At 41.7% G+C, this 22,626-nt stretch carries 15 protein-coding genes and 2 tRNA genes; 12 read left to right on the forward strand and 5 right to left on the reverse strand.

What is annotated here, in order from left to right; translation table 11 throughout:
• The 3 genes from J0X13_RS12870 to J0X13_RS12880 all read left to right on the forward strand — a co-directional run.
• Positions 1-3,430, forward strand: a 3,430-nt coding sequence (locus J0X13_RS12870) for a Calx-beta domain-containing protein (protein ID WP_207071810.1), incomplete at its 5' end; no start/stop codon positions are given.
• A 1-nt stretch (position 3,431) separates the two neighbouring features.
• Entirely contained in the window at positions 3,432-4,421 is a 990-nt protein-coding gene (locus tag J0X13_RS12875) for a PorP/SprF family type IX secretion system membrane protein (protein WP_207071811.1), read from the forward strand.
• Between the two features lies 1 nt (position 4,422).
• A complete protein-coding gene (locus J0X13_RS12880; RefSeq protein WP_207071812.1) occupies positions 4,423-6,369 on the forward strand; it encodes an OmpA family protein in 1,947 nt (648 codons plus the stop codon).
• Between the two features lies 1 nt (position 6,370).
• On the opposite strand, the gene J0X13_RS12885 is transcribed toward J0X13_RS12880, so the two are convergent.
• Both J0X13_RS12885 and J0X13_RS12890 read right to left on the reverse strand, forming a co-directional pair.
• The gene (locus J0X13_RS12885) at positions 6,371-7,615 is read right to left on the reverse strand and encodes an NRAMP family divalent metal transporter (RefSeq protein WP_207071813.1); all 1,245 of its coding nucleotides are present in this window, start codon (positions 7,613-7,615) and stop codon (positions 6,371-6,373) included.
• Positions 7,616-7,695: 80 nt separating this feature from the next.
• The gene (locus J0X13_RS12890; RefSeq protein WP_207071814.1) at positions 7,696-10,071 is read right to left on the reverse strand and encodes a prolyl oligopeptidase family serine peptidase; all 2,376 of its coding nucleotides are present in this window, start codon (positions 10,069-10,071) and stop codon (positions 7,696-7,698) included.
• 222 nt (positions 10,072-10,293) lie between these two features.
• On the opposite strand from J0X13_RS12890, the gene J0X13_RS12895 reads away from it, so the two are divergent.
• The 5 genes from J0X13_RS12895 (at position 10,294) to J0X13_RS12915 (ending at position 16,956) form a co-directional block, all read left to right on the forward strand.
• On the forward strand, positions 10,294-12,018 hold the full coding sequence (locus J0X13_RS12895; RefSeq protein WP_207071815.1) for a GMC oxidoreductase: 1,725 nt from the start codon (positions 10,294-10,296) through the stop codon (positions 12,016-12,018).
• A gap of 4 nt (positions 12,019-12,022) precedes the next feature.
• Positions 12,023-12,733 carry a gluconate 2-dehydrogenase subunit 3 family protein gene (locus J0X13_RS12900; protein WP_207071816.1) on the forward strand — a complete coding sequence of 237 codons (711 nt, stop codon included), beginning with the start codon at positions 12,023-12,025 and terminating at the stop codon, positions 12,731-12,733.
• A gap of 88 nt (positions 12,734-12,821) precedes the next feature.
• Positions 12,822-13,595 (forward strand): helix-turn-helix transcriptional regulator, encoded by a 774-nt coding sequence (locus J0X13_RS12905; RefSeq protein ID WP_207071817.1) that lies wholly within the window; start codon positions 12,822-12,824, stop codon positions 13,593-13,595.
• A 61-nt stretch (positions 13,596-13,656) separates the two neighbouring features.
• On the forward strand, positions 13,657-14,973 hold the full coding sequence (locus J0X13_RS12910; protein ID WP_207071818.1) for a serine hydrolase domain-containing protein: 1,317 nt from the start codon (positions 13,657-13,659) through the stop codon (positions 14,971-14,973).
• Positions 14,974-15,345: 372 nt separating this feature from the next.
• Positions 15,346-16,956: a hypothetical protein gene (locus tag J0X13_RS12915; protein WP_207071819.1), complete on the forward strand. Its 1,611-nt coding sequence runs from the start codon at positions 15,346-15,348 to the stop codon at positions 16,954-16,956.
• A 178-nt stretch (positions 16,957-17,134) separates the two neighbouring features.
• Here J0X13_RS12915 and J0X13_RS12920 read toward each other — a convergent pair whose 3' ends face one another.
• Entirely contained in the window at positions 17,135-17,767 is a 633-nt protein-coding gene (locus tag J0X13_RS12920; RefSeq protein WP_207071820.1) for a flavin reductase family protein, read from the reverse strand.
• A gap of 254 nt (positions 17,768-18,021) precedes the next feature.
• Here J0X13_RS12920 and J0X13_RS12925 point away from each other — a divergent pair, with 254 nt between their 5' ends.
• The 4 genes from J0X13_RS12925 to J0X13_RS12940 all read left to right on the forward strand — a co-directional run bounded on the left by J0X13_RS12925 (position 18,022) and on the right by J0X13_RS12940 (position 22,292).
• On the forward strand, positions 18,022-19,218 hold the full coding sequence (locus tag J0X13_RS12925) for an alpha/beta fold hydrolase (RefSeq protein ID WP_207071821.1): 1,197 nt from the start codon (positions 18,022-18,024) through the stop codon (positions 19,216-19,218).
• A gap of 110 nt (positions 19,219-19,328) precedes the next feature.
• Positions 19,329-19,817, forward strand: a complete 489-nt coding sequence (locus J0X13_RS12930; protein ID WP_207071822.1) for a YybH family protein — start codon at positions 19,329-19,331, stop codon at positions 19,815-19,817.
• A gap of 83 nt (positions 19,818-19,900) precedes the next feature.
• Positions 19,901-20,821, forward strand: coding sequence for an alpha/beta hydrolase (locus tag J0X13_RS12935; RefSeq protein ID WP_207071823.1), 921 nt, complete (start codon positions 19,901-19,903; stop codon positions 20,819-20,821).
• Positions 20,808-22,292, forward strand: coding sequence for a pyridoxal phosphate-dependent decarboxylase family protein (locus J0X13_RS12940; RefSeq protein WP_207071824.1), 1,485 nt, complete (start codon positions 20,808-20,810; stop codon positions 22,290-22,292). Before J0X13_RS12935 ends, J0X13_RS12940 begins: the two co-directional genes overlap by 14 nt.
• A 98-nt stretch (positions 22,293-22,390) precedes the next feature.
• On the opposite strand, the gene J0X13_RS12945 is transcribed toward J0X13_RS12940, so the two are convergent.
• Together J0X13_RS12945 and J0X13_RS12950 are read right to left on the reverse strand one after the other, a co-directional pair.
• Positions 22,391-22,476: transfer RNA gene (locus tag J0X13_RS12945), tRNA-Leu, on the reverse strand.
• Positions 22,477-22,532: 56 nt separating this feature from the next.
• Positions 22,533-22,605, reverse strand: a tRNA-Gly gene (locus J0X13_RS12950).
• Positions 22,606-22,626: the final 21 nt, after the last annotated feature.

Below are 22,626 nucleotides of genomic sequence, written 5' to 3' on the forward strand. Positions count from 1 at the left end.
TGCGGGCACCTATGACGGCACGGCCGGCACGGCCATCGCGATACCGACCCTGTCCATCACGGACGATGCGGATGTGGAGCCCAACGAGACGATCGACCTTGCACTGGGCACGGCCACCGGCGACGCGACGCTAGGGGCGCAGACCACGACGACCTATACGATAAACAACGACGACACTTCTACCCTGACCATAACGAACGCCAGTGTGGCGGAGGACGGGGGCAACCTTGTCTTCTCCGTAACCCTGAGCAATGCGGTGGTCGGTGGTACGGACGTCGCGTACACATTCACCGACGTCACGGCTACGGGCGGCGGCACGGACTATGACAGCGCCGGTGGCACGCTGAACTTCACGGGCACCGCCAGCGAGGTACAGACCATCAGCGTTCCTATCACGGACGATGCGATAGTGGAGGGCAACGAGACCTTTACAGTGACTCTTGGTACACCGACCAATGGGGTAGGTCTTAGCGGTTCCCCGGCCACGGGCACGATCACGGACGAGGACAGCGCCACCCTTACGATAACCAATGCGAGTGTCGCGGAGGACGGGGGCAACCTTGTCTTCGCGGTCACGCTGAACAATGCGGTTGTGGGCGGCACGGACGTCGCGTACACATTCACCGACGTCACGGCTACGGGCGGCGGTACGGACTATGACAGCGCCGGTGGCACGCTGAACTTCACGGGCACGGCCAGCGAGGTGCAGAACATCACCGTTCCGATCACGGACGATGCGATAGTGGAGGGCGACGAGACCTTTACGGTGGCCCTTGGCACCCCTACCAACGGGGTCGGTGTAAGCGGTTCCCCGGCTACGGGAACCATTACCAATGATGATTCAGCAGCAGTTACCATTGCAAATACTAGTGGAAATGAGGATGATGGAGCTATCACGGTTTCAGCAACTTTAGATAATGCAGTGGATGGTGGTTTTACGGTTCAAGTGTCCACGACCAATGGTACAGCTATTGCCGGAATAGATTATACTCAAGTAAATGGATTGACACTCAATTTTGTCGGAAATGCAGGGGAAACACAAACTTTTGATGTGAACCCCATTGCAGATGCCTTAATTGAAGTAAATGAAACTTTGTCGGTTTCTATGGATAATTTGGGTGGGACTTCTTTATCAGTGGATATTTCAGATACTGCTACAATTACCATCAATAACGATGATTCCTGTTTGGCAACCACATCCCCAGTCCTTAATGGTTTGGATACTGAATTCTGTGTAACCGCATTGGGGGATTTTAGTCAAAACCTTAACGATTATGTGGATACCACTCCACCTGTCACTACAGAATTACGTTGGAGTACCAATTCCGATACTTCGGTGACCGGAGATTATTTAGCGAGCAATGTAGTAACCACTGCAGGCACCTATTATGGATTTTTCTATGATCCTTTGAACGATTGTACCAGTCCAAATTCGGTTACCGTTACTTTGGTTGTGAACGAGGAGCCCAATGCAGGCAATACTAATGGTATTTCCGTCTGCAACACTACAGAAAGCGGGGGCACTACTATTATTGATTTGGATGATCGAATTACTGGTCAAGATTCCGGATCATGGACAGTAACCAGTGCACAAACAGGATCTTCTATAACTATCAATGCGAACAACATTATTAATTTTGATGGTCAACCCCTAGGGGAATATGTGTTCACCTATACCACGGATACTGCCCAGGCACCATGTGTGGACCAGTCGGTGGATTTGACCATTACAGTCATCGATTGCTCACTTCCTTGTAATGCTGGGAACACGGCGCCCCAGTTTAATGGTACTGATACTACCATTGAATTTTGCGACGAAGTAAATGCGGATTTAAACGATTATTTGGTCAGTACTACAGCTCCTGCGGGCACAACCCTCACTTGGAGTACAAGTAATATCCCCACAGAAACCGGGGCACACTTGATCAGTAGTAATGTGGTGGAACCGGGGACTTATTATGGATTCTTTTATGATGAAACCAACGATTGTGCCAGTCCTATATTGCCCATAACCTTGGTTCGGAATTTTACACCTACCATTGATGTTGCCAACGGAGATGCCGGCTGTGGTCCATCTATTTTGACGCTTACAGCGAGCGCTTCCGTATCGGATGATAGTACGATTAACTATACCTGGTACGATGCTCCAACAGGGGGTGCTATTGTGGGAACCAACGCGACATTTACAACAAATACCTTATCCGAAACCACATCGTTTTATGTAACCGCTTCGGCCAATGGTTGTGAAACAGAGCGTGTGGAAGTTGTAGCCACAATCAATGCTGCACCTACTGCAGGTACACCTTCCAATACCGTGGCGTGCAATGTTGCGGGGGCTGGTGGTCCGAACGTTATTGATTTGGACGATTTGCTTACCGGAGCGGATGCAGGAACATGGTCCATTATCACCGACCCATCCAGTGGCACTTTGACCATTGGTTCGGATAACGCTGTGGATTTTGTGGGATTGCCCAGTGGAAGTTATGTGTTCGAATATACTACAAATGTTGCGCAAGCACCTTGTACAGATACCTCGGTACAGGTAACCATTTCGGTAAGTGACTGTGTTGTGGATACCGATGGTGATGGCCTAACGGACGGGGAAGAAGCTACTTTGGGTACTAGCCCCACTAATCCTGACACCGATGGTGATGGTTTAACGGATGGGGAAGAAGTATTGGTGGTCGATGACACAAGCACAGTGGCTGTTCCTGAAAATGCTACAGACCCTTTGGATCCATGTGATCCATTCTTGACACCGGATTGTAACCCTGAGGATATTGATTTGGCCATTACCAAAGAAGTGGATGATGAAGAAGTGTTACTGAACGACGAGATAACATTTACGATTACTTTGGAAAACACTACCATGGATAACGTATTGGATATTGTGGTAGGTGATGTTTTGGATAGTGGATTTGAACTTTTGTCAAATACTCCTTCCAAAGGAACTTATGATCAAAATACGGGAGAATGGACCATTGATGCACTCGGTCCAGAGGAGGTAGTTACATTGGAGATAAGAGTGACTGTAATCGAAAGTGGAATATTGGAGAACACGGCAAGCTTGATTTCTTCCTTCCCGGCAGATGCTACAATTACCGATAACAATGCATCTACCGTTCAGGTTCAAGTAAACCGAAGCCAATGTGAAGATCCAGGAACCATTTGTAATATCTTTTCGCCCAATAATGACGGCTTTAATGATACATTGACATTGGTAGGTGACGAACAATATCCAAACAATACATTTGAAGTGTTTGACCGCTATGGAAACAGCGTTTTTCAAATGAATGGATACGATAGTTCTTGGGATGGCACTGGAAAGAACGGACAGTTGCCCAAGGGTACGTATTTCTATATCCTGGACCTAAATGGCGATGGAACGGATGTGGTAAAAGGATGGATTCAAATTGTAAGGAACAACTAAAATGCCAGATACAACAGTTTTTTTAAAATACAGAATTGTTCTACTTGTGCTTTTTATGGCCATAGAGCTTGCACAGGCACAAAAGGAACCCCAGTATACCCAGTACATGTACAATATCGGTAGTTTTAACCCCGCCTATGTGGGTACTGTTGAGACACCGGAGATTATCGGGTTGTACCGCGCCCAGTGGGTAGATATCCCCGGAGCGCCAACAACCATTCGCGGTGGTGCCAACATTCCTTTTAACAATGAAAAAATGGGATTGGGGGTCAATATCGTAAACGATGTACTCGGGCCTTCCAAACAAACCTATTTTGATGTGGCCTATTCTTATGAGATTCAATTGTCGGAAGATACCAAACTTTCCTTTGGATTGAATGCCGGAGGGTCATCTCTGAGCGTGGATTATTCAGAAGGTACATTTGAGCAGGGTTCTGACCCTTCACTTTTGGGAGGGAATTATAGTAACTTCTATCCAACTGTTGGGGCAGGACTATTTATGTACCACGAAGAAGATTGGTATTTAGGGGTTTCGGCACCCAATTTTTTGACCAATGCCCTTTACAATGATGAAGTGGCCACTATTGTGGAAGACAATATGCAGTTCAACTTTATTGGAGGGTATGTGTTCGAGTTGGGAGAGCAGACCAAATTTAAACCGGCATTTTTATTGAATTACTTGGGCGGATCTCCGGTAACGGTCAACCTATCTGCCAATTTCCAGTTTATAGATGCATTGACCGTTGGAGCTTCTTACCGATTCGACAATGCTGTGAGCGGATTGGCAGGGTTCCAGATATCCAACGCTATGTTTATTGGATATTCCTATGATTATAACACCAATGGGCTGGGAGAATATAGCGGTGGTTCGCACGAAGCCATTTTAAAATTTTATATTGGAAGAGGCGGTTTTGGTTCCGGAAACAATAAATCAAAGAACAAGAAGTCAAAAAATAAAGGAAAGCAGATTGATTCCCCTAGATTTTTCTAACATGAACCATGTAAAAAAAATACAATTAACATTATGGGCATCCCTTTTGGGCGTGGTTTTCTGCTTTGCCCAAAATAAACAATCCGAAGGCGATGTTTTCTTTTTTCAATACGAGTACCAAAAAGCAGTTGGTGCTTATGAAAAACAGCTTAACGAAGGAACTCTGACCAAACAACAGTTTTTAAACCTTGCGGATGCTTATTATGAAACCAATAATTTTGAAAAAGCCTCCGAAGCGTACATGGAAATCTTTGATCAGGATACCTTGATGGATGGCCACCATTACAATAAAATGTTGCAAAGCCTTGCCAAAACTCCGGACTTTGAAGGAAAGGAGGACTTTTTGACCAGTATTTCCTCAAGTTTCCCAAAAGAACTTATGGAGAACATTGAGTTCAATGAACAGTTGATGCAAAATGGCGCGGAAGATAATGAGTTGGACTACGCGATCTTTAATTTGGAGGCCAATAGCCCACAAACGGATTTCGCCCCAAGTTTTTACAACAATAAGCTTTTGTTTTCCACGGGTCGTCAAGTAAATAAAAAACTACGGTACGAACCCGGTAACGAGGGGTATTTTAATATTTACGAATCGGAAATACAGCCATCCGGTCAAATTATGTCCTTGCATGTTTTTGAAGCTTTGGAAGATACCGATTATCATAAGGCGACACCATCGTATTCATCAGCCTTGAACAGTGTGTTCTATGTGGTGTCCAATACCCAAAATGGAGAGCTTTCCTTCGATTCCAACGGAAAAAATGCTTTGTCCATAGCCAAGCAGACCATAGGGGGAAGCAATCAGTTGTTGCTTAAGGATTTGAGCACCTCATTCTATTATCCTTTTTATGATGATACCAATGGAAGACTTTATTTCTCCGCCGATTTTGAGGATGGCTATGGAGGAACGGACATTTACTTTGTGTATACCAACAATGGGCAGGTCATGTCCGCACCCATCAATTTGGGACCACGAATCAATTCATCTGGTAACGAAATAGCTCCCTTTATATTCGAGAACAGCTTTTATTTTGCCTCTGATGTGTTTTACGGTCTCGGTGGAATGGATATTTACAAGGCAAATATGGAAGGTGGCGATTTTGGAATCCCTATTAATCTAGGCGATCAGATAAACTCTGAATTTGATGATTTTGGGTTGATCATACGAAACGAGGGAGAAGGTCTCTTGGGATATTTCGCCTCCAATCGTCCAGGAGGTAAAGGAAAGGACGATATTTACGGTTTTAAGGTGGATGAAAAACCTGGTCTTAAGACCATTACGTTTAAAGGTGAGGTGGTCAATGCCAATCGCCGGCCCAATGTGGTTGCAAATACTGTTATTAGCCTTTGGGATATGGATGGTAATAAGTTGGCCGAGACCATTTCTGACGAAGATGGGCAATATCGATTGGAAATTCCCGAGGAGACCGAAGTGGTGATGGAAGCTACTAAAGAAAGATATTCAAGATACATTGAGCGATTCAATAAAGAAGAACTGGATGAATTACAAAACGGTTCCTTTGATATTGAAATAGCCTTGTACGACGATTTGGTGGAAGAACGGGAAGGCCAAAAGGTGGTAAAAATGGATGACTTTTATTTTGATACCAGTTCTACGCAATTAACCTATGAAATTGAGAAAGAACTGAACAAGGTTGTCGATTTTATAAAAGCATTCCCGGAGGCCCAACTGCGAATAGAGACTTATACCGATAGTAGAGGAGGTAGCAGTACTAATTTTAGACTGACCCAGGGACGTTCGGACGCCATTAAAAGGTATTTATTGGAAAATGGTGTTCCCGCCAACAGTATATTGTATTCCATTGGTTATGGTGAGGATAAACTATTGAACAATTGCACAAATGGGGTCTTCTGTTTGGAAACATTGCACAAACAAAACCAACGTTCTTTGGTGGTAGTGCTCAATGACAACGTACTCTTCGATTAACTTACATCATTAGTTCCCAGCAATAGTATAAGGCAAATAACGATAGAAAAACAATCCCGCTATACGTGAGTGCACGTAGGCCTATTTTTGGCCTATATTGTTCTACAACATCTTTCCCTGTTACCGTTTTTAGGTTCATCCATCCTAAAAGTGGCGCAAAAACGAAAGATACAAAAGTGGCCAGCCCAACTAAATCCCCCATGTTTGCACTAAAAAGACTGATTACTATCCAATTGATCCAAGCCATGGCAATGACCATTAAGGCAAAGGCATGTTTTCTATTGTAGATATTCTTTTTGGGGTAAAGTTTTTGAAGGACATCCAAACTTACCCTTGAGATGGCATCGTGTGCCGTCATACAAGTACTGAACATGGTCGCAAAAGCTGCTACGGCTATAAAAAAGTAGGCCCAACTTCCAATATGGGCAGTAAACAGATTGACCAATTGGTCGGCAAAAACTACCGAGTTGCCACTAAGTTCGGTTCCAGTGCCATATAAGGTCATCCAGCCGATAATCATAAAGAACAAGGCCAAAACTGCCGTTAAAATGTAGCCCACGTTAAATTCTTGGAGGGCAATTTTAAGTGTCGGCTTGTTCTTCATGGTTTTCAGGTTTTCCATACCCCAGAGGCTAACCCAGCCCGATGCTTCCACTGCTGTTGGCATCCATCCAACAAGCCCTATTAGAAACAAAATACCTACCTCATTAAAAATTTCAGGACGTTGATAGGATACTGCATGGGGCACGGGACCTTTTTGGATCACCATTACCGTAGTGACCAGCAGGGCAATAAAAAGAATGGTGATCACTGCTTTTAAAGAGTTTTCAAGAAACCGGTATTTACCGATGATCAACAATAAACTGATAAAAACAAACAATCCCAAAGACACAATGCCGGCACCGACCGAAGTGACTTCAAACAGATTCATAAACAGTCCAGCCGTTACCACATAAAGCGCTGCCAAGATGGTAAAAGTGGAAATCAGGGTAACAAAGGCATATATCCACAAATATGTCTTGCCCAAATTGGTATATCCCTCAATCAGGCTTTTTTCCGTAACTGTGGTATACCGAATTCCAAACTCGAAAAAAGGATACTTCAACAAATTGGCCAAAATAATGGGGATCACCATAACCCATCCATATTGCGCCCCTGCTTTTGTGGATAGCACCAAGTGTGAGGTGCCAATGGCCATACTGGCGAACAATAGGCCAGGGCCAAGTGCTTTCAACAATGCCTTCATCTAGCTTGTTTGTTAATTTTCAGGCAGGAAGATATGTTTTTTTGTTGAAAGTTTTCAGATTCATCCCGCCTAGGAATACGTTATTCTTTCCCCAAAAGCGATTTTTGGAACAATTTGAAAATACGGGTGTACTCGTCGGTCCAACTGCTCGGTTCCACAAAACCATGTCGTTCTACAGGGTAGACGGCCATTTCCCAGTTTTCCTTTCCGAGTTCAATCAAACGTTGGGAAAGTCGAACCATGTCCTGAAAATGAACATTGTCATCCACCATTCCGTGCAGAATCAAAAGGTCACCTTCCAATCCATCTGCAAAATAAATGGGCGAACTGCGTTTGTAGGCCAAACTGTCCGTAGCGGGGGTATTTAAGATTCTTGCGGTATACCCATGGTTGTAAGCTGCCCAATCCCCAACAGATCTGATCGCACCTCCTGCACTAAAGGTATCTGGTGCATTGAACATGCCCATCAGCGTAATAAACCCGCCATAGGAACCTCCATAAATACCGATTTTATCCGTGTCGATTCCATATTCATCCACTAACATCTTGGCACCATCTACCTGATCCGACAAATCTTTGCCGCCCATGTGCCTGTAAATGCCCGTACGCCAATCCCTACCATAACCCGCACTTCCACGATAATCAATATCGAGTACGGTATAGCCGTTGTCCACCAAAAGATTGTGGAACATGTACTCCCTAAAATAGGAGCTCCACCACTTGTGTGCATTCTGCAAATACCCCGCCCCGTGTACAAAAATCACGGCCGCTTTGTTTTTTGCGGAAGCCTCTGGTTGATACAGTCTAGCGTGAACTTCCGCACCATCCGATGCCTTGAACGTTATAATTTCAGGGTCTTTCCAATCATAAGCGTTGAAGTCATCTGTATTGGACTTGGTAATTTGTTCTGCTTGGGTAGGTTCACTGGTTTTTATGGGATTGTCTTGAATGTACAGTTCAGTGGGCTTGTTGGAATACGAATATAGAATTGCCATTTTATCCTCATTCGGAGAAAGCACGACGTCATTTCTGCCCACCATGTTCGTCAATTTTTCCCATTTGCCCCCTTTTAAGGACATGCTATAAAATTGACGGTCGCCCGGATGGGTTTTGTTGGATGTGAAATACCATCTGCTTTTATCTTTTGAGAGAGAGGCACCATAAATTTCAAACTCACCGGAAGTAAGGGCTTTTGCTTTTTTACTTCTTAGGTTCATGGTGTACAAATGGGAATACCCTGTTTTTTCGGACATGAACCAAATGCTTTTATCATCGGGCATCCATCCGAGGGAACCACCGCCCCATCTGCCTATGCCTGGGCCAGCAATCCATGCTTCATCATGTTGGCGGTCCAATTGTTCCACTTTGCCCGTTTTAGGGTCAAGCAACACGATCCATCTATCTTTATAATCGTTCGCTTGAATGTCCAAAATGCCCTTGGAGCCATCGGCATTCCATGTAGGCCCATTTATAAAACCGATACGGTCCTCGTTTGTATAGGGTTTGTCCGGATAGTCTTTGGTGTACTCGGGCACATAGTCCAGACCTTCCAGATTATCCAGTACCACAGGGTAGTTTTTTCGATGTTCCACGTCATAGACAAACATTTCGTATTGTGTGGGCTCGTCTCCTACTTTGGAGCGAGTGTTCTGATCTTCGGTATAACCAGACTCGGTTACGAAATGCGGTACAATGGTTCCCTTGGAATTTGGACGGTCCATTAAAACGTAGGTGATATAAGATCCTGAAGGGTTCATTTGAAGACTTATGACCCTTTTTCCCTTGGTTTCAATCTCCAAGGGTTCCAAAGATTCCAGCTTTTTTCTAATACTATCACCAGCATCACGTTTTGCTTTTCGCTCTTGCAAAACATTAAAAATATCCAATTGGTCTTGGTACAGCCATTCATTTTTAGTGTTGCGTTTGGGCGCTTTGTCCTTGGATTTTACAAATTGGGTTTTTTGCTCCAATAGACCATTGGCTATGTTCCAAGTATAAAGCTCGCCCCCTTTCACAAAAGCTATGCTTTTTCCATTATCGGTAAAATGGGGGTTGCTCTCCCGTTCTTGGGTTTTGGTTATGGGTTTGGATTCGTAAGTAGCAAGGTCCAATAAAAATATATTGCCATTTTTGGAGTAAACAGCCTTTGTTTTGGCTTGGTTATAGGTCAACCTGGAAGAGGGAAGTGCATTTGCCTCTAAAAAACCTATTTTTTCTATGTTTTTGTTGCTTATGGAATAAGCGTAGAGGGAATCACTTAGCGCTCTATCTGGATTCCAATCAAAATACAGTGTTGATCCATCTGTGGACCAATAGGCGTTGGACGGTCTATGGCCAACAAAGTCATTGCCCTGCATAATATCCTTGATCTTTAATGTGGAGTTGTTTCCCTTTTGGGCCAGCAAGGAGTTGAAAGTGATTAGAAAAAGTACGGTAAGGGTAAAAAATCTTCCCATGATCATTAAAAGGTTTAAGATGGTTTGTTTTCCAAATATCGGCCATTTTAATGAGTTTTTAGGGTAGCTTTTTAAAAGGAAAAGTTGAAAAAGTATCAGAATTTATTTTCAGAAAAGGTATCTTTAAAACGTATAAGATGTACATAGAATCAATACAGACCTTTTTGGATTGGAGGTAATGGGTTGATTTAAAACTATTTAAACTAAACCAAACTGATATCAATGCAAATTATTGAAAATTCCACGGTTTACGATGCCATTATTGTAGGTTCGGGAGCAGGGGGTGGTATGGCCGCCAAAGTGCTTTCAGAGTCTGGGCTTAAAGTTGCCGTTGTAGAGGCTGGACCATTTTTTGACCCGGCGAAGCCAGAATACCAGACCCAATTAAAATGGCCGTACCAAAGTCCACGTAGGGGAGCCAGTACACGTTTCCGACCTTTTGGCGATTTCGATGCCGCTTATGGTGGATGGGATATTGAAGGAGAGCCCTATACCCAAAAAGATGGTACCCAATTCGAGTGGTTCCGTTCGAGAATGCTGGGAGGTAGAACCAACCACTGGGGACGGATCTCGCTTCGTTTTGGCCCCAAGGACTTTAAGCACAAAGATGTGGATGGTCACGGCGATAACTGGCCCATAAGTTATGATGATATTAAACCTTATTATGATAAGGTAGACAAGATGATCGGGGTTTTTGGTACCAACGAAGGGTTGCCCAATGATCCCGATGGTTTCTTTTTACCACCACCAAAACCAAGGTTGCATGAGCTTTTTTATATTAAAGGGGTGCGGAAGAGCAACATTCCGGTATACCCATCCAGAATGTCGATGCTTACCAAAAAGATAAACGAAGATCGTGGCGTGTGTTTCTACTGCGGACAATGTAATCGAGCTTGTCAGGTATATGCCGATTTCTCAGCAGGTACCTGTTTGATTTTCCCAGCCCAGAAAAATGGTGGTCAAATAGATCTTTTTGTGAATTGCATGGTTCGTGAAGTGACCACGGATGATGAAGGTAGGGCCACAGGGGTTTCTTATATCAATAAAGAAGACAGAAAAGAATATCAATTAAAAGGGAAGGTTGTGGTTCTTGGAGCTTCCGCCTGTAGTACGGCACGAATCCTTTTGAACTCCAAGAGCAAGCAGCACCCCAATGGATTGGGCAACAGCAGCGATGTTGTTGGGAAGTACCTTCACGATTCCACCGGTGCGGATAGAGCTGCCTTTGTTCCCGATTTAATGAACCGTAAAGTTTCCTACAACGAAGATGGTGTGGGAGGTATGCATGTATATTCTCCATGGTGGGGCGACAACTCCAAATTGGATTTCCCTCGCGGTTACCATATTGAAGTGTGGGGCGGTATGGGAATGCCCAGTTACGGTTTCGGATTCAATGCCAATGAGTTCAACAAGTTCTTTGGAACCAAGGTGGGCGGTTATGGTGATGTGCTACGAAGCGATGCCAAAAAATATTACGGAGCGGTTGTGGGTATGGCCGGCCGAGGTGAATCGATCGCCCGAAAAGAGAATTACTGCGAGATAGACCCAACTACGGTAGACGAGTTTGGTATCCCCGTGTTGCGTTTCCACTACAAATGGAGCCAGTATGAAATCAACCAGGCGAAACACATGCAGGATACTTTTGAAGAAATCTTGATCAACATGGGAGGTGAACCCTTGGGTGATAAACCGGGCAAGGATACCAATTATGGATTGCACAACCCGGGTAACATCATCCACGAAGTGGGTACTACCCGTATGGGAGATGACCCTAAGACTTCGGTAACCAATAAGTACCAGCAGTTGCATGAGGTTGACAACGTATTTATAGTGGATGCCGGACCGTTTGTTTCGCAAGCGGACAAGAATTGCACGTGGACCATTTTGGCACTTTCCATGAGAGCTTCGGAATACATCGTGGAGCAATTGAAACAACAAAACATTTAAGGACATGGACAGAAGAAAGAGTTTAAAATCGATAGTACTAGGTTCCGTGGCCGGTGGATTGGCCGTACATGGCTGTAAACCCTCAACAGGAGCAGAAGAATTGGTGGAAGCACCAAAGATCACCTATCCGGGCAGGGTGCCGTTGGAAACCGAACTGATCAATGAACTGCAGGACGAGCAATTTTTGAATCCACATGAGATGGAGACCCTTACCGTACTTTGCGATCTTATTTTGCCGCCCTCCGAAGAATTTAAGGCCGCTTCCGATGCCGATGTGGTCGGTTTTATAGAATTTATGTGCAAGGACAATGAGGCCTTCCAGCCCGATATCCGTGGTGGAATCATGTGGTTGGACCACAAAAGCAATACGGAGTATGGTGTGGAGTTTAAAACAGCCACCGAAGAGCAACAAAAAGCCATTTTGGACGGGATTGCCTTTTACGATCCCGAAACGCCCAGCAACGAACGGCCCTTCGAGGTGAACTTTTTCTCCTTGGTGCGCAACCTGACCATGACAGGTTTTTATACCAGTAAAATCGGGATAGAGGAAATCGGCTATAAGGGTAATCAGCCAAATGTATGGGACGGTGTGCCGGATGATGTTTTGGAACAGCACGGTGTGTCATACGACGAAGAATGGTTGGCCAAATGTGTGGATCAGAGTAAGCGCGGCATTATTGCCGAGTGGGACGAAGATGGCAACCTGCTTACGTAATGTAATGGAATTGTAAGGTGTTATGGCTCAAACTTTTTGTTTGGGCCTTGATTTTTTAGAAGTGGTTATAAGCGTTTATCATCCTAAAATGCCTCTGGACATTTTGTTCAGGGAATGCTATTACATCCATATTGGAGAGGGAGATCAGCAACGCCCTATACCCGTAATTGATGATTGCTGCTATGATCTGGTCTTTTTCAAGGAGGCTGCAGGTACTTTTTATTATGGATCGGAAGTACAGGAAGTTCCCATAAACAGTAAGGTTTTTACCATCCACCAGGTAAGGCCGCCTTACAAGATCAAAGCAAAGGATTCCCTTACCTTCTTTACCATAAAACTACAGCCCTGGGCAAACGCTCACTTTTTCTCATCACTACATGGTTCTGGCGTGGTGGATATCAATGGTTTGAACGATCAGTGGGGAGGATTTTACCAACAAGTTTTTGAACTGGATAATACAGATGACCAGTTTGCTTTGGCAGAGAGATTTATGGAGGAAATGCAGTTTTCCTTGACGCCTTCCATGGAATTGGTTCGCGAAATCTGCGAATATGTGTACAAAAATGAAGGAAAGGTCACGGTGAACCAGTTGAGCGAACATTTTAACCGATCAAGGCAGTATTTGGGCAAGGTGTTTAAAAAAGAAGTGATGTACCCCCTGAAAAAATTCATCATAACAGTAAGAATATTGGATTTGGTAAAATATAAGTCCAAAAACCCTGATGTTTCACTTACTCAACTTAGTTACGACTATGGGTATTTTGACCAGCCTCATTTTATCAATGATTTTAAAAAAGTATGCGGGGTAAAGCCGTTACAGTTTTTTAACAACCTACCCGAGTTTATGTTGCGTCATCAGTAAGGTTTCCATTTTTACAATTAATTTACCCGGAATTGTTTCTTCTTTGCACCAAAACTAAACCATGAGATATTGTTTGATTGTTTTCAGTCTGATTTTGTGCTTGGCCTGTGCTGAACAGGAAAATGCTCCAAAAAATGGGGGTTTGTCCCCAAAAATGGAGTCGGTAAGGGATTCGTTGGACACCTATTTTTCTAAACTTACCGGCTTGCAAAAGTTCAATGGAGTAGTATTGGCGTACAAACAAGATACCTTGCTTTTAAAGAAGGCTTACAACTTGGATAGTGATATTCAAAGTTCTACTTATGTTACCGATAGTACACAGTTCGATATCCATTCCGTTTCCAAATTGATGACCTATTATTTGGTGGCCAAATTAGAGGTTGAAGATAAACTGCACAGAAACCAGACCTTGGATATGTTTTTTGAGGATTTTCCCAAAGGGAAAGATATTACGCTGCAAATGTTATTGGACCATTCTTCTGGTCTGCCACGGGAATTAATGGATCTTGAAGGGGAGGAGTATAGTTTGACATCCGATCAAATTGTGGAGTTTGCAAAAAAACAGCCCTTTTTGTTTCAACCAGGTACCGATGTACAATATTCCAATATTGGTTACGAGATTTTATATAACATCATATCAAAAGCTTACCAAAAACCATTTGCCCAATGTGTTGTTGACGAAATTTTTGAGCCAATTGGAATGGATGGCAGTGGAGCACATTTTTTTGTTGAAGAAAACCGGGTTAAAAATATGGCACAGAACCATGTGTTAAAGGATAGTTTGGTGGTTGAGGTGGCTAATATTCAGCGGGATGAATTCCGAACGGCTCGCTTGTTTTCCACAGTGGATGATTTGAAGAAGTTTATGGATCATGTAAAGCAGGAACCCTACGCTTCGTTTTTAAAAAACGAGAATGGGACCATAGCTAAAGATGGAGGTTCAAAAGGTATACGTGCCCAGGTATACAGTGATCTGGTAAATGATTTTGACTTTGTAGTATTGGCCAATTACGATCAAATGCCCTTTTTTGATACCATTGAGGATATAGTGAAGATATTAAAATCTGAACCGGTGGAATATCCCAAGGAAATCCATAGAAAAGCAATTGTATTGGATAAGGAAGTGCTTGAGCGGTACGAGGGTTCCTATACTTTTGCTGATTTTGATGGATTGGTATTGGATGTGAAAGTAGAAGGGGATTACCTTGTAATTTTTCAGGATGGTGAAAAGATAGGAACGCTACAAGCAGAAACTCCTACGGTGTTTTTTGAAAACCCCAAAGCAGCGGAATCTTTCGAATTCGTCGAGAATGAATCCGGTACGTATGATGCCTTGATGGGGTGGAAAGGTATTGTTGTGGAGGGGAAGCGAAATTGAATGAGTAAGTAGAATGGATCTTGAAGGTGATCAGAAGTTATAGATATTCCAAGCTTTAGGGTTCTTTACAACATATTCCATTGTTAAACCTCAACAAAGTATTCAAAACCTCAATTATGGGTCTATCGCTGATTTTAACGAGAAGCCCAATTCTTCAGAAAGTATAAAGAGTGTTTGTTTAATTAAAAATGTTCAATAAAACACTGAGATATCGATTGTGTTGAAAAAATATTAACATATTTAAGTAAAATACTACAATAAAATACAGTGTAAATCGAACTTAATGAAATATTTATCCTAACTTTAGATTCTTCCCCCACAATAATTCTCTTTATTAAGCACAAATTATTAACTAACTAATCAAACATTGCCATGCTTTATTTATTATTCATGTCTTCGGATCAAGACATTTTATCGGTAAAATTAAATCCTAAATGGGGGAAACCAGATGGTATCTATTATTGGAATGATATCAAATCTCAAACTTTGGAACTTAAAGAAGGTTCCACAATTATTGTTGTTGCTCATGGTAACAACGAGGAAATTGGTAATGGTGAGCCTGGATCAATTGACATCGACGCACCGTATTTTTTATTACTGATTAACGAAAATATGGAGGACAATGAAGCGCCAGGAGAAATATTCATTTCCACATGTGGTGAAGGGATAGCCCAATTTTCGGCTGATGTTTGTTTAACGGCAAAGCGAAATCAGATTTGGGATGATACAAGAATCTTTGGTCATAGTGACCCTGCCATTGGTCCGGTACCTCCAAGGAATGATAGTGCATGGACAGAAATTTTCCAGGGTAAAAACAGGGAGGAAAATGTTTTTGGGGTCTCAAGTTTCAATGCACATGATTCCAATAAAAAGCCTAAAATTCCTGTGAAGTGGCCCACAAGAAGTATTGCCCCTCCATTATCTGCTGAGGAGAAATACAATCAGCCCACCGTCAAACATTATGTTTTTAATGAAACTGGAAACATAATGCTTTCTTCAACAGAACCTATAACGTCAAATATAGATTCGAGTGCGAAAGATTTGTTTGAAGAAGTGGCCGTGTTTTTTGCTGCAATGACAAAGGCAATAACCAGTACTACAAAACCTGGGGCAACCCCGCCATACAAACCAACTGATTACTATACGATTTACGATTATGTTCCACTGGAAAACATTGTGAATCGAAGTGGTATGTTTGTCAATGTTCACCGTGAAGATATGACTTACACCATGGAAAAGGACACTGTAAGTATAAATATAAAATTTGTGGAAGCTGTTTTAGGTGTGGCACTAACGGATGGGATTGGAGCTGGTGCACTTTTGGCAACTTTGAATGCTATGGGAAAACAGGCCACTTTCTCTTACAACAGGACCAAAAAAACAGATAAGATTGGGAATATCCTTTTTGTGTGCGAATACCTTTTGGGATTGCCAATTGTTAGTGTTCTCTATCTTTATTTAGATGAATCTGAGACAATGAAAGTTGTTAAATTTTCGCCTTGTTTCACAGCAACAAGTAAGAATACTGATTTGGCTATACATAAGGATACTTTCTTATTTGTGGTACCAAGTTGGATTAAAAAATATGCGGGTGACTTGAGTTCAATTGATCAAGATGTGGAATATAAGCTATTGGTTAACCAACTAGAATCGTATATATCAACTATGCCTATTATTCTTAGTGTTGAGAAGGTTACCCATAATACATTGACAAAGGGACAGACCTATACCATTAAAGGAGTGAATTTTGGAAAAACTAAGGGTAAGTTATTTCTCAATGGTATTGAACAAGATGTTGTGTCCAGCGGTAACGTACACAACCATACATATTCTTGGACTGATTCGACGATTTCTTTCACAGCAACTTTGCCAGCAAATGGAAATACAACTACCGGTCCCATTGTAGTTGAAACAGCAGGTAAAAGCCCTTTGGTTGGAACTAGTGTCCAAGACTATACAATTAAGACTTCGTCCCAACATTAATTTAATGGAAAAATACTTTTGGATTGAAATGTAACAGGGAATTATCAGATTAAACCGATGAATAACCCAGCCGTTACTGGTTGGGTTTTTTTAAGTTGGTTTTAACGGATTTTTTCTAAAAAACAATAAAAAACTGACAATCAATTGATTAAAAGGGATTTTATGTCACTTTAACGATTCATTTATCAAAATCCGGAACCTCCCCGATTCTCACATAGGGGTGTTGGGCCACTTTTTTTAATTCATAATAGCTATTGAGTCCGGAAATACCGGTACTTTGAAGATGCTCCAGATTAATGTCTCCGGTCTCCATGGCCGTGTCAGGCAATACAAGATGGGCTATTTCCCCAATCACCAATGTGGTTCCGTTCAAAGGAATAGGAACCGTTTCTTTTAAACGAAGTCCGATTTTCACTAAACTTTCCTTTACAAAAGGAGCCTCGAAAGCATCGATATATTCTTCCGAGAACCCACACCGATCAAACTCTGAGATATTCTTGTCAAATTTAGCGGAGGTATAATGGGCCCGTTCAATAAATTCAGGGTGAATATGATTTATGGTGTACACGCCTTTTTCCTCAATATTACGGAGCGTATGTCCGGAATCTTGCGTTTTTGGTCTGGCTATAAAGCCCAAAAGTGGTGGTTGGCTACCCAAATGAACCACAGAGCTGAAAACAGCCAAATTGGTCACTTGATCATGGTCTATGGTTCCAATCAGGTTGGCAGGCTTGATTCCTGTTATGGAATTGATGATTTTTAGACGGACAACCTTGTCCATTTCCATAATATCCTTGTTCGAGTAATACATAGTGCTTGGTTTGAGTATCCCTGAGACTACAAATAGTTATTTTCTGAATTATCGATATTCGATCAGTGAAAGATACGCATCAAATACCAACAGTAGTTAATGATAGATCAAATCATCACCCATTGAACTGATTTGCTATATGTTACAAAAATATTTCTACCTTCAACCATAAATACTTTTTAGAGTTCTTCACTGAATGTAAGGCAAAGTTCAAATAAAAGATGCGTAACTGCTTGGTGATTGAATAATTATTTATGAAACCAAAAACCAATTATACTAAAAGTGGTGAATTTAACATTGCTTATCAGGTAGTGGGCGATGGTCCAGTAGACATCATTTATATTCCTGGTTGGGTCTCGAATATTGATATGATGTGGGCAGAACCAAGATTGGCCGCTTTTTTGGCCAGACTCGCCTTATTTTCTAGACTTATTTTATTTGATAAAAGAGGGACTGGACTTTCAGACCGTACTGATGATTATTCCACAATGGAAGAACGAATGGATGACATCAATGCGGTAATGGATGCTACACATTCTGGAAAAGCATTTTTGTTTAGCCACTCTGAAGGAGGTTCTGTGAGCTTATTGTTTTCTTTAAATTATCCAGAACGTACTTTAGGGGTAATGGGTTTTGGTATTTTTGCCAAACGAAGATATTCAGAAAATTATCCGTGGGCCCCTACAGATGAAGAGCGTGAAGTTTCAAATAAATTAATAGAAGATAATTGGGCCCATGGTGACTTGGATGAATTAAGAACACTGGTACCCTCCCTTGCACACGATAATGGGTTCATGGATTGGCTGGCGAGTTATTTACGTTCAGGGGCAAGTCCTAAAGCGGCCTTAATACTACACAAGCAATGTACGCAAATAGATGTGACAGACATTCTGGGTTCAATTGAAGTTCCAACACTTCTACTATTCAGAAAGGATGACATTGAAATACGGGTACAAGAAGGCAGATACATTGCTGAACGAATACCTAATTCCAAGCTTGTTGAATTTGAAGGCAGTGACCATCTGTTTTGGACAGGCGACACCTACCCAATACTGGCAGAAATGGAAGAGTTTGTTACTGGAATGCGTCCCCATAGGTCAGAGTTCAAAATTTCAAACTCCAGGACAAAAAAAACAGGTGGCAATATTGAAAAGGTAATGTCCGAAAATTTCCTTTTTAATTTAAAGGTTGAAGAATTTGCCAAATTATGTGGTAGAAGTTTGTCTGCTTTTAAACGGGATTTTAAACATATTTATGGTACAACACCTTCGAGATGGATCAAGTTTAAACGGCTCGAATATGCTAAAAAACTATTGATTGGGACTGACTTACATATCAATCAAATAAGCTATGATTGTGGTTTTATAAATTCATCTCACTTTATAAAATCATTCAAAGAACAATACGACCTTCCTCCACATCAGTATAGAACGCAAATAACGAAAGATTGAGTACAGGAGCCATATTTGGACGTTTTAGAATGTTTTTTGAACTTTTCTGAAAGTCAAGTGTCTTGGTTTTAAGTGAATTTTACATCATTCATTTAAACAAACATCACATTATGAAAACAAAACTCACATTAACCTTGATAGCGGTTTATGGTTTATCGCTTTCGTACATTAACGCTCAAGTCGACCTGATAAATGACGAATTCCCGGAAGCCAAACAAGAAGTCATGAATACTTTTGGAGCGATTGCCCAAAGTATAAAGGATGGGGACATCGATAAACTAATTGCATTTCATGCCTATGGGCCAAAATTCACTGAATTTAAGAATGGTGAGCCAAGGAATGGAGGAGAAGCAAACGAATCTCATGAACGCAATGTATTTGGTTCGGCAACAGAAGTATTAAAGTTTGAAGCCAAAAATCTACAAATTGCCGTTTATGGAGATGTGGCCAATGTAACCTTTCATTCAGATTTTCATTTAAAATTTGGAGAGGATCTAGTGATTGTGAACGATCAGATCACCCTGCTTTTTGTTAAAACAAATGATGGTTGGAAAATGGTTCACGAACATCATTCACCACTGAAAAAATCAGAAGCTTAGCAAGTACCACTTTTGATTTCCATTCTAAAAGCCAGGGTTGCAATGGTACATTCTGGCTTTTGAGTTTATTTAAAGACAGCAGTATGTTCCGAGCAATTGAGTTTATATCGCAACAAGTTATATTAAGAGGACGATTGTATTTGCCCAAAAAAATATCTTCCAAAAAGTATCCTGTTGTGATAATGGCCCATGGTTTTACAACCACAATCCATGGGATGATCGCAGACAAATATGCTGAACGCTTTAGGAAAGCTGATTTTGCAGTACTGTTGTATGATCATAGAAACCTGGGTATTAGCGATGGGGAACCACGTCAGGAAATCAACTTTTGGGTCCAATCCAGAGGCTATATCGATGCAATTGATTTTGTCTTTAAACAGCCCGAAATAGATACAAATAAAATTATGGTATGGGGGTCGAGCATGAGTGCACGTGAAGCCTTTTTAGTTGGTTCAGTAGACGAGAGGGTCAAAGCCATTATAGCTATGGTTCCTGCTTTTGGAGATCATTATCCATTAAAGGATAGGGACAGTGCTCTTTATACCTTTGCAAAAGAAACGTTGTTGGAAGATGACATCTTGGGGTTGCCTTATTCTACAACTGAAAGAGTGGCGGTCGTTTCGCATGATCAGATCAACAATCCTTCTGCATTAAAGGAATTAACAGCATTCCGGTGGTTTATGGAGTACGGAGGACGCTTTGGAACAAACTGGCAAAACGTGGTCTCATTTTCCAACACAGAAACTCCTGAAGAGTTTCATTTGAGTCAATGTGCAGCACATCTAAAAGCACCCATTCTAATGATTGTTGCAAAAAATGATGAAATGGCAGGTGCGAACCCAAATATTACAGCCAAAATATTTAGCTTAATTATGCAGCCCAAAGAATGGGTTGATATTTCTGGAGGTCATTTCGGATTGTTGAATTATCCGAGTAGGTTATTTGAAAAATCAAGTAAGGCCCAAATCAATTTTCTTAAAAGACAACTAGATGAAAAACCCTAGAACCAATCCCATTGAGATAGATGGAGAAGAGTTTAGACAAATTGGTTATCAACTGATAGATGACATCTCAAATTTTATGAATCAGATTGATAAAAAACCGGTTACCTATAACAGAAGTCCGTCTGAAATTCAAAAAGTTATAGGAACCACTTCTTTGCCGGATAATGGAAGTGAAGCTTCCGAGTTGATTGCTCAGGCCACCGAACTGCTTTTGAACAATTCACTTTTTAATGGCCATCCGAAATTCATGGGGTATATCACTTCTTCCGCAGCTCCGATTGGGGCCTTGGCAGATTTGCTAGCTGCATCGGTCAACCCGAATGTTGGGGCACATATTTTAAGTCCAATTGCCACTGAAATCGAAAAACAAACCATAAAATGGTTGAGAGAATTTATAGGTGTTCCATCAGATTACGGCGGTATTTTGGTAAGTGGTGGAAATATGGCAAATTTTACTGCGTTCTTAGCTGCAAGAACGGCTAAAGCTCCATTGAGTGTTAAGGAATGTGGGATTCAAAATTCAGAAAACCAATTTACCGTTTACTGTTCCAAAGCAACACATACATGGATAGAGAAAGCGGTTGTTTTATTTGGTTTAGGTACTAATTCGATACGTTGGATTCCCACTGATGTGTCAAATAAAATGGAGACGTCGATTCTGGAATCGACAATAAAAGAAGATATTGAAAACAATTTCACCCCTTTAATGATAGTTGGTACAGCCGGAGATGTCAGCACGGGCGTTGTGGATAATTTGAACGAGATTTCGGTTGTGTGTAAAAAATATGATATATGGTTTCATATAGATGGTGCCTATGGGATGCCAGCGGCGATTATTCCAGAACTTAAACACGTATTTGAAGGAATCGAGGAAGCGGATTCCATAGCACTGGATCCCCATAAATGGTTATACAGTCCACTGGAAGCGGGGTGCACATTGGTGAAAAACCCATGTCATCTAACCGATACTTTTAGTTCACATCCTGAATATTACAATTTCAGTAAAAGCGAAGATGAGGTTGCACAAAACTTCTATGAATACGGACTCCAAAACTCACGAGGTTTTAGAGCGTTAAAAGTATGGCTCTCCCTTAAACAGTTGGGCCGTAGTGGTTATAGAAAATTGATTAGTGAGGACATTCAACTCTCAAAAATGTTGTATGATCTGGCTGATAATAACCCAGAGTTGGAAGCAATATCACAAAATTTAAGTATTACAACATTTAGGTATAAACCAAAAGATAGAGCAGAAAACCTTGAATATCTAAACAAATTAAATGAAACCTTATTAAACGCATTGCAAGCTGGAGGCGAAGTGTTTATATCCAATGCGATTGTCAACCAACAATATTGTTTGAGAGCTTGTATTGTTAACTTCAGAACTTCCGAAAAAGATATTGAAGAAGTAGTCGATATCGTAGTGCGAGAGGGTAAAAAGGTTCATTGTGAACTGTCAAAAACGTTTACCTAAACATGTAATAAACGATAGCATACAAGAAGGTTTGTGGCTATTCTGTTACTTATAAAAACAAAAAACCCTATAAACATTGTGTTTATAGGGTTTTTCTGTACTCGAGGCGGGACTTGAACCCGCACGGGCAATAATGCCCACAGGATTTTAAGTCCGGCGTGTCTACCAATTCCACCACTCGAGCAGGACTTGTATGTAAAAAAAAACTCCACCCGTGGTGACTGAGCGGAGTCAAAGTCGAGCGAAAAACGGGATTCGAACCCGCGACCTCCACCTTGGCAAGGTGATGCTCTACCAGCTGAGCTATTTTCGCATATTAAAGAACGCTGCACTT

It is taken from the genome of [Muricauda] lutisoli (nom. illeg.), assembly GCF_017313105.1.
In the GTDB taxonomy this organism is placed as follows: domain Bacteria; phylum Bacteroidota; class Bacteroidia; order Flavobacteriales; family Flavobacteriaceae; genus Flagellimonas; species Flagellimonas lutisoli.